At 35.0% G+C, this 9,482-nt stretch carries 10 protein-coding genes; 4 read left to right on the top strand and 6 right to left on the bottom strand.

Annotated elements, in window-relative coordinates:
* Window positions 1-352 precede the first annotated feature (352 nt).
* Together hflX and FC77_RS06885 are read left to right on the top strand one after the other, a co-directional pair.
* Window positions 353-1,636 (top strand): GTPase HflX, encoded by a 1,284-nt coding sequence (hflX, locus tag FC77_RS06890; RefSeq protein ID WP_054682202.1) that lies wholly within the window; start codon window positions 353-355, stop codon window positions 1,634-1,636.
* Window positions 1,637-1,652: 16 nt separating this feature from the next.
* Window positions 1,653-2,744: a CAP domain-containing protein gene (locus FC77_RS06885; RefSeq protein WP_056970891.1), complete on the top strand. Its 1,092-nt coding sequence runs from the start codon at window positions 1,653-1,655 to the stop codon at window positions 2,742-2,744.
* A gap of 50 nt (window positions 2,745-2,794) precedes the next feature.
* Here the strand turns inward: FC77_RS06885 and FC77_RS08300 are convergent, their stop codons facing one another.
* The 6 genes from FC77_RS08300 to FC77_RS06860 all read right to left on the bottom strand — a co-directional run bounded on the left by FC77_RS08300 (window position 2,795) and on the right by FC77_RS06860 (window position 7,296).
* Window positions 2,795-3,187, bottom strand: coding sequence for a hypothetical protein (locus FC77_RS08300; RefSeq protein WP_225723704.1), 393 nt, complete (start codon window positions 3,185-3,187; stop codon window positions 2,795-2,797).
* Window positions 3,188-3,199: 12 nt separating this feature from the next.
* Window positions 3,200-3,883 carry an ATP-binding protein gene (locus FC77_RS08295; protein WP_225723705.1) on the bottom strand — a complete coding sequence of 228 codons (684 nt, stop codon included), beginning with the start codon at window positions 3,881-3,883 and terminating at the stop codon, window positions 3,200-3,202.
* Between the two features lie 131 nt (window positions 3,884-4,014).
* Entirely contained in the window at window positions 4,015-4,929 is a 915-nt protein-coding gene (locus tag FC77_RS06875) for a C40 family peptidase (RefSeq protein WP_082621129.1), read from the bottom strand.
* Between the two features lie 183 nt (window positions 4,930-5,112).
* A complete protein-coding gene (locus FC77_RS06870) occupies window positions 5,113-5,847 on the bottom strand; it encodes a C40 family peptidase (protein ID WP_056970887.1) in 735 nt (244 codons plus the stop codon).
* A 221-nt stretch (window positions 5,848-6,068) separates the two neighbouring features.
* Window positions 6,069-6,566 (bottom strand): C40 family peptidase, encoded by a 498-nt coding sequence (locus FC77_RS06865; protein ID WP_056970885.1) that lies wholly within the window; start codon window positions 6,564-6,566, stop codon window positions 6,069-6,071.
* A gap of 181 nt (window positions 6,567-6,747) precedes the next feature.
* Window positions 6,748-7,296 carry a guanylate kinase gene (locus FC77_RS06860; protein ID WP_056970883.1) on the bottom strand — a complete coding sequence of 183 codons (549 nt, stop codon included), beginning with the start codon at window positions 7,294-7,296 and terminating at the stop codon, window positions 6,748-6,750.
* 93 nt (window positions 7,297-7,389) lie between these two features.
* On the opposite strand from FC77_RS06860, the gene FC77_RS06855 reads away from it, so the two are divergent.
* Both FC77_RS06855 and FC77_RS06850 read left to right on the top strand, forming a co-directional pair.
* Complete coding sequence (locus FC77_RS06855) at window positions 7,390-7,764, top strand: DUF2187 domain-containing protein (protein WP_056970881.1); 375 nt, start codon at window positions 7,390-7,392, stop codon at window positions 7,762-7,764.
* Window positions 7,765-7,878: 114 nt separating this feature from the next.
* Window positions 7,879-9,402 carry an O-antigen ligase family protein gene (locus FC77_RS06850; protein ID WP_056970879.1) on the top strand — a complete coding sequence of 508 codons (1,524 nt, stop codon included), beginning with the start codon at window positions 7,879-7,881 and terminating at the stop codon, window positions 9,400-9,402.
* Window positions 9,403-9,482 lie beyond the last annotated feature (80 nt).

Raw genomic sequence — 9,482 nt, 5'->3', positions numbered from 1 at the left:
TATTTTAACTTATAATCTAGGCTATTTGGTTAATTTAAACAACTAGCACCACGCGTAACTCGTATATAAATTTAAAATTGCAAAGTCTATTCCAATACCTGGATTATTATAAAATTTTAATTTTAGATTATTTTTATCTTTTTCCTTCATTTTTTTCCCCCCCCCGACATAACTATATATCATTAATTATACTCTATCTTAAATCCTTCTTCCTTTCCTCTCACCTACTACTTGTATTACAATTAATCTATATAACTAACTATAGAAAGAAGAGCTTAAAATGTGGATTTTTAAAACTAGGACTCAAATGACAACTGACATTAAAAATACTACAGAAAGAAGAGCTTATTAGATGATAGATAACGAACCTCATAAGACAAAGGCATATATTGCTGGCGTTAACTTAAACGATCCCAACTTTGACTATTACATGACTGAATTAGCCAATTTAACAGAAGCTAACAACATGGAAGTCGTTGGCCAATCAAGACAAAATACTGAGCAAATTGTTGCCGGTACTTATTTTGGTCTTGGTAAAATTAATGAAATCAAGTCAATGGCCCACGGCTTAAAGGCAAAAGTATTAGTCCTAAATGATGAATTATCACCAGTTCAGATTCGTAACTTGGAAAAATTAACTAAATTACGGGTAATCGATCGAACGGAACTAATTCTAGAAATTTTTGCCAACCGTGCGAAAACAAAGCAAGCTAAATTGCAGGTACAATTAGCCCGTTTGCAATACGAATTGCCTCGCTTGCATCCCTCTGAAAATAGTCTAGACCAACAGCGCGGTAACGGTGGTTCCACTGGTGGTGGATTTGCCAACCGTGGTGCTGGTGAATCCAAACTGGAAATGAACCGCCGGACGATTGATAAACAAATTTCTGCAATTAAGAAAGAGCTTAAAAAGGTTGCTAACCAAGAAGACATAAAGTCTAAGCGACGCAACAAAAAGCAAATTCCTAAAGTTGCTTTGGTCGGTTATACCAACGCTGGCAAATCAACCACGATGAATGGTTTACTTAAAGAATTTACAGATGAAAGTAGCGACAAAGAAGTATTTGTTAAAAACATGCTTTTTGCCACGCTAGACACCAGTGTAAGAAGGATTGATCTCAATAAGAATTTTAGTTTTATCCTATCTGATACTGTTGGTTTTATTTCAAAATTGCCCCATAACCTGGTCGAATCATTTAAGGCTACGCTTCAAGAGGCTAAAGATGCAGATTTATTAATCAACGTTGTTGATGCATCAGATCCAAACATGATTCAGATGATCAGAACTACTCAAAGTGTTTTAAGAGAAATCGGCATCAAAAATATTCCGATGATCACTGCTTACAACAAAGCCGACAAAACTGATCGCAATTACCCACAAATTGAGGGTAACGACATCCTTTATTCTGCTACTGATGAAAAATCAATTAAGTTATTAGCTAAATTGATTACTAAACGTGTTTTTGCTAACTATAAAAAGTTTAATTTGCTTTTACCATTATCAGATGGCAAAACACTCGCATATTTACATGAACACGCACAAGTAATGAAGGAAAGTTACGAAAATGATGGCGTCCATGCCGAAGTAAGGTTAGCTCCTGAAAACCAAGAAAGATTCAAGAAATACTTAGTTTAATCAAGAAACAATATAGATGAAGATAAAAAAAGCTTTAATTGCTATCACAACTAGCGTTTTATTGGCGACCTCAATTGCCCCTACTTTTTCAGTAAATCAGTCTGTTCAAGCGGCTAATTACAGCAAAAGTGAAGCGGCACAAGTGCGCAAGTTTCAGACAGAATATAAGCAATTAAACCAACAAACTTACAATCAAAATAACTTATACGTTAAAGCTCCTAATTTTGCCGATCCGTTTGATCCTGGTCAATTAGATGCAGATTATATTCAAACTTCAATGGACTACGTTAATTATTACCGTGCACTTGCTGGACTTCCTAATGAAGCCAACAATAAGACGATTAATGATGACGCACAAATTGGTGCTGGAGTATTAGCTGCAGTGAATGCCAAAACTTCTTTACGTGCTCACGGTTTACTTGGCTACAAAAAGCCAAAATACATCAGCAATAAAGATTGGAATACAGCTGAAAGTGCCACACTTGGCAATATTAATTTTCTAGAATCTGACGATGGTGCTACAGCCGGTGAAATTGTTACGGACTTACTACAAGATGATAATAATATCGCCGGAATCGGTGACACTGGCCACCGTGCTTTGCTTCTATCTGCCCGTGCAACTCGTATGGGAATCGGTGCAGCATATGGCCGTAGTAACGGCAAGTTCTATTCTGTTCAAAATGGTGTATTTGCAGATGATATTTTGCGTAAGCCTGTTAAAAATACTGTGACATTCCCAAGTAACGGCGTTTCACCATATGAATTACTCGATAGTGACACGCCGTGGTCTGTATATTTTGCCAACCAAAAGATTAATCGCACACCAAAAGTTTATATCACGGATATGACTACTAATAAAAAAGCACAGGCAACCCGGGTACATAATTTTGGCAGTGATTATTATGGCGATGGTTATTCTGCTGCTTTAACCTTTATGCCGGGAAAACTAAAATTAGTTAATACTCATAAATACAAGGTACAAATCAAAGGTATTTATACTTATACTTTTAGATTATTTAGACAAAACAGCACATTGAAAACTAGCAAGAAAAAAGTTGTAAAACATGCAAAGAAAACTGCCAATAAAAAGCACAGTAACCATAAATAAAATTTAAATACAAAGAAAACCGATAACTATTTTCAGTTACCGGTTTTGTTTTATTCATACATAATTCCATTTTCAATAATAAAATCTTTGAAAAATGGCAATGTAAATTGAACGTAGCCACGTTTAGGAGAAATTATCACTTGATCATCTAATAAGCGACGGCGATAAATTGATACATAATTATGTGTTTTAGCCATTTCTTCTTCAATAAATTTAATCGGAACATTTTCTTCATTAAATTTAGCCATTGCTTTAACAAATTCTTGGTCAACATCTGATAATCCAGAATATATTTTTCCATAAACGTTGCGATACAATTCTTCTTTATATTCATCTAAAACAGAATTAAGTACATTATTAGTAATTTCTTTCTCTTCTGTATCCCAAAGTAAATATCCAAGTAATTGAAAAGCATATGCGTAACCATTTGTTAATAGCGTCATTCTATTTAAAATTTAATCACTTATTTTACGGCCATCATTGGCAAAGGCTTCACGATAACGGTATTTTACATCTAACTTATTTAATGGTGACAACGTAATCCTTTTACTTCTTAATAAAAAGGTTAATACTTTATCATTTTGCAACTCAGAAACCTGATCAGGCAACCCCGTCATTATCAATGAAATATAAAATTCTTCCCTAACCATTATTTGATAAATAGAAGCAAAGTTGCGAATTTCAGGAGTTGAACTTACTTCATCTATGGTCACTAATAAATGAACATTTTGCTGTTTTAATTGCTCAAGAATTGTTTCCAAAGCAATTTGCGATACTGAAGCATCATTGCTCTTTTGTCCGTTTATCTCTATTTCAAAAGCTGATATTTTAAAACCATTTATTTTATCAAATATTTTCTTTAATTTTGGTGTAGATTGTTTATAAATACCTTCAATTAACGTAGGTAAAATTTTATCATTAGGAACTAAATTAACTACAATCCAGTTCTTTTTTTTAGCCACATTTTTGCTAACATCTGTTAAAAAAGAAGTTTTCCCAACTCCACGCAAACCATAAATAAGTGTGGTTTGATATGGACTATTGGGATTTTCTAAGTTTTTTGTCACAGTATTAACTAATTTATTTCTATCCAAAAAGACTGTTGGTACTTTACCAAAACTTGGATTAAATGGATTCATTTTATTTTCCTTTTATCTTATTTTATCATTTAAAAATATTTTTATCATTTTTTATCTTATTTTATCATTCAGAGCAAAAAATAAGGATTACTCCCACGAGTAATCCTATTTCATTTTCATTCAAATATTTTTTATTGCAAAACCCGTCTTGCACATGTTGGATAATAGTAAGAACTAATCGTTTGCAATATTACACCTTGTTCAGGTGTTGCGGCATTAACGTATTGATTATTGCCCACATAAATAGCCACGTGGTATGGAGCTGTAGTTGAACCCCAGAATAACAAATCACCTGGTTGGAGTTGGTCTAGAGGTACATCTTCGCCAACTTTTACCTGATCATATGTAGTTCTTGGTAAATTAATTCCAGCAGCTTGTTGGTATACGTATTGGACTAAGCTAGAACAGTCAAAGTTATCAGGGCCGTTGGCACCCCAGCCATAACCTTTACCGACTTGTTGCTCAGCTAAATTTACAACGGCTGCAGCCTGGGCAGATGTGGAAGCTGGTAATGAAGCAGCTTGACTAACTGGTGCTTTAGGTAAAGTTGCCGTATTATTAGCAGTATTTTGTGTGGCCGTTGGTTTAGCAGCAGGTATTTCTGTTTTAGTTGTCTTTGAATTAACCGTCTTTTTAATCTGGTTAGCTAAGTTAGAAAGGTTAACTTTCTTTTGTTTCTTAGCCTTTTTAGGCATTTTTATAACTTTATCACTAGTCTTCTTAGGAGCAAGTTTTTTAATTTCAATTGTGTAACGAGCCTGAATCCATTCGTTGGTTCCAACTCGATACCATAAATTACCTTTTTTATCGACAGCAATCTTCGCAACATTCCATTTACTGTTGTTCTTTGCTCGGTAGCCTATTGGCTGGCCACCCTGATAATTGGTCCAAATTTGAATACTCTTACCAGGTAAATAATTTACCTCAACTCTTTTTAAAGGTGTTTTATAGCTAGCTGCAGTTACGGGCTTAAGTGCAGATGCAACTGATACACCTGTTAAAGTCAAAGCTGCCACTGCACCTATTTTGAAGAATTTATGTTTCATTATATAATCTCCTTTTTGGTAGCGAAAATTGATTAAAATTATCTATTTAATCTACTCTTAATTCTAAACATTTAAAAATTTTTAATCAAGTTAGAGCTAACAGCAAAATATAAAAAAAGCACCTAGAAACAATTCTCCTAAATGCTTAATTTTAAATTCTCTGTTGATTTTAGTTATTACTAATTAAAGTATTCGCTTAGCTACTGATGGGTAGAAATATGAACTTAACTTTCGCTTAATAACACCTTGAGATGGGGTAGCTGCATGGACATATTGGTTATTACCAACATAGATACCCACATGATAAGGAGCTGAAGCTGAGCCCCAGAATAATAAGTCACCTGGTTGCAAATCATCCATTGAAACTGTCTTACCTTGCTTAACTTGTGAATAAGTTGTCCGGCTAATATTTTTATCAGCAGCCTTGTTATACACATATGAAGTAAGACCAGAGCAGTCAAATGAAGAAGGACCAGTTGCACCCCATACATAAGGTTTACCAAGTTCAGATTCAGCTAAACTAACTACACTAGCTGCAGTTGCTGAAGCTTGCTTTGAACTGTGCTTTTTTGCCTTTTTATCTTTTTTAACGGCTTTATTGGCACTAACAGTGTATTGAGCTTGGATCCATTGACCTTGGCCAATTTGGTACCAAAGGTTACCCTTCTTGTCAGTTGCCTTAGAAATTACATTATAAGTGGCACCGTGTCCTGCACGTTTGCCTGTAAAATGTGGGTGATTATAATTACTCCAAATATTAACTCCATAACCTGGAATATAATTTACTTTCACTCTTGTGGTAGCAGCTTCAACATGAGAAGTTGTAGAATTTGTGTTAATTGCACCAACAGCTGAAATACCTGTGATTGTTATAGCTGCTGCAGCAGTAAACTTAACTACATTACTCTTAATATCCAAATCAAATTCTCCCAATATACTTAACGCGGTAGCGAAAATTGAAAAAGCTACAATACTTTTAACTTTTTTATATCATTCAACACTTCATATGTTACTCGCGTTATGTTACATAATTATTACAATTATGATACTAGTACGTAAAAAACGTCTAAAACAGATTGTCTTAGACGTTTCTCTTATATATAGAAAGAATCAAATATTATTTAAATTCTAATACTTAATTAAAGTACACGCTTAGCTGCTGATGGGTAGAAGTAAGTACTTAAAGTTTGCTTACGAACACCTTGTGCAGGAGTTGCAGCGTGAACATACTTACCGCCGCCAACGTAAATACCAACGTGGTAAGGTGCTGAAGCTGAACCCCAGAATAAAAGGTCACCCTTCTTTAAGTGCTTTAATGAAACTTTTTTACCAACATTAACTTGTGAATAAGTGGTTCTTGGTAAGTTCTTGTCGCCAGCTTTTCTGTACACATACTGTACTAAACCTGAACAATCAAATGAACTAGGACCAGTTGCACCCCAAACATAGCGTTTACCAACTTGTTTCTTAGCAAGTTTAGTTACCGCATTAAGCTTCTTAGTTTTTGAGCTCTTCTTAGTAGCAGCTTGTACCTGTTGGGTAGTTCCAGTATTCGGTGTGAAGTTGATGGTAGAAATACCGGTTAAAAATAAAGATAAAACTGCTGTAAACTTAATTAAACTATGCTTGTAATCCAAAATTAATTTCTCTCCTAAAATATTATTTGTTTCTTTTTTCAATTACTATTTTTAAATTGGTTGCTTGAATCAATCGACATTTTCTATGATAGTCATTTAATGTTACACAATTGTGTCAAAGCAGCTACCATACCGTTAAGAAATATTTTAAGCATAGTCTATTTTTGTAAAAAAGTGGGAGTTAGTCTGCCTGAAGACCTGCTATGATAGCATTCAGCTTCTTCTTAGTTTTATCCCAATTATCATTTAAAATAATGTGTGCATCCCTTTTTAAATTGTCAGGAAGTAAATTTAACTCGTTTCCACTTAAACGTTCCGCAATTTTTTTAGGATCGTCACCCCGTTTGAGCAGCCTTTCTTTCAATTCAGTTCGAGTCGAAGTTGTTACATATAGAAAAAATACTTGTTTATCCAGTTGTTTAATATAGGAAGCAGCTCCTTCAATATTGACAATCAAGGAAACTATATCATTTTTCTTCCAAGCCCGAGCAAGTGCTTCTTTACTCGAGCCATACTGATAGGAGCCGTACCTGACATGTTCAAAAAAGTGTAACTTGCTAAAGCTGGCGTTGTTTTCAAAATAATAGGACTTATTGGCCACTTCCCCTGGACGCATCGGCCGCGTGGTATGAGTAATCACTCGCGGAATACCAAATTTTTTAGTCAAATATTCTGAAATTGTCGTTTTACCTGCACCACTTGGACCAGCAATCAAAATTATTTTTTGCAAAATCCAGCCTCCTTACTTGAAAATAATGAACTTTTATAATACTATCTTTCTATTGTAAATTAAACAATGGGCAAGAGAGGAAGACAAGGTCATATGAAAAAAGAAGACGTAAAAGTAGGGGCAATCGTTAGTGCCAAGTCTGAAGAAGAACTTACGAAGCCCTTTATAGGTAAAGTTGAAAAGATCTACGATAATTCCGCCCTTTTAGCTATTACTCATTATGATCCCGCTGATGAGACCGCGATTAGCGATCTGAATAATAAATTGGTCGTTAATTTCAAGAATTTAAAACCTGCATCTGCAAGCACAATTAAGAATTCTAAGACGGCTACAATTAGCGAGGTCAAGGTTGAAAAACTTAATAAGGTTAAAACGACTGAAAAGAAAAACAACAAGAAATCTGATAAAAAAGCGGTAAAGAAAATCACCAAAAAAGCAGAGAAAAAGACTAACAAAAAGAAAAAATAAATAATTTTTTGCAAAAGTAGCAGGAAGAATACGACCTGCTCTTTTTTTTTAACCTTTTTTTGCCTAGAATTAGGAAAGATACTAATAAGAAAGAATTCATATGGAGAAGTAAAATTGAAAGAAAAAACACGAACCGTTTTATTCTGGTTCATCCTAATTCAACCATTTTTAGACTTGTACTGGTTTTATAATGGAAAACTGGCTGAGGTTCTGCCGTTTACACTACCTACGATCATCCGAATTCTGGCAATCACCGTTATCGTTGGCATGTTCTTCAGCCAAAAGGAAACTTGGCAAAAGCTAAGTAAAGAAAAGTGGCTAATTGCTTATATTGCCCTATTAGCCATCTATTCTATTCTGCATCTAATTCACGTAAAGAACTTTATCAGTGTTAGCCCCAACGATTACAACTATTCAACAAGTAGCGAAATTTTCTACCTAATCAGAATGGTGCTACCACTAATCGTCATCTTCCTTACCAATGAACTGAATTTTACAAAAAAGCAATTTAGAGAAGTAATCGAAGGTGTCTCCGGGCTATTTTCCTTTACCATCGTTATTTCCAACTTATTTGTAATTTCACTTAAATCCTACGAAACGGGCTTCATTAATTCCAACATTTTCGCATGGTTCTTTAATCCGAATATTGGTTACTCACATATGGCGTCTAAAGGATTCTTCAATTTTGCTAACATGGTCTCAGCTGTGTTGTTCATGCTTGTGCCCCTTATGACCTACTTTCTTTTTACCCACTTCAATTGGAAAACTATTACCTTAAATGTGGTACAAGCCCTAGCCATGATCGAATTAGGCACCAAAGTTGCCGCACTCGGGCTTCTTGGCGGAATTTTTATTGGCCTGGCAATCTTTGTAATTCATAAATATCTGCTTAAGGATATTAAAAAAGGCGGTTGGGCATTTTTAACCGCCATACTGATCGAAATAGGTTCGATCGCAATCTTGCCTTTTGGTCCAGCTACCCAACGTTACAACTACGAAATTTACTTAGCCAAACAATCGGATCACGATTTAAGCAACGAAAAGCGCGAATTGAACGCCGGACTTAAAAAGTACCCTAAAGGAGAAAAGAAAGAAGCATTCCTACGCTACTTCATCAGAAATAATTACCACGCTTATGCTATTAATCCGAGATTCATCTTAAAGAGTTATCCTTACCAATATGACCCTGATTTTTGGATTAAAATGATGCACGAATCTGGGCAAAACCGGATGCAAAATCGTAATGTAGAGGAAGCAATGCTTAATCAGGTTGTCAAAACTAACGATAATAAGCTTGATAAGTATTTAGGCATTTCTTACACTCGGGAAACCAATATTTTCAACTTGGAACGGGATTTTGCTTCGCAGATCTACTCTCTTGGTTGGATCGGAATGCTCCTCTTTATTGGGCCATATGTCGTGATCATGTTATATGCCGCGTTTGAATGGCTTCGTTATAAAGGCGTCAGGACCTTCTTAAACAGTTCAATGATCGCATCCGTAGCCTGTATGTTATTCGCCGCCTTTTCTTCAGGAAACGTGATGGACTTTTTAACAGCCAGTTTCATCTTAGCTTTCGTGGAAGGCAACTTATTAGTGCAAGTCAGGAAAAACAAAAAAGTAAAAGAAATTAATTAAAGTCAAAAATACCAGATGACCTCAATGAAGTGAGACCTAAAAGTGAGACACTTTTAGGTCTTTTACTATGTCTAAATTTA

It is taken from the genome of Lactobacillus acetotolerans DSM 20749 = JCM 3825, assembly GCF_001436775.1.
Taxonomy (GTDB): Bacteria; Bacillota; Bacilli; order Lactobacillales; family Lactobacillaceae; genus Lactobacillus; species Lactobacillus acetotolerans.
The sequence above is the reverse complement of the archived record's forward strand: the minus strand, read 5'-3'. Positions and strand labels throughout refer to the sequence as shown.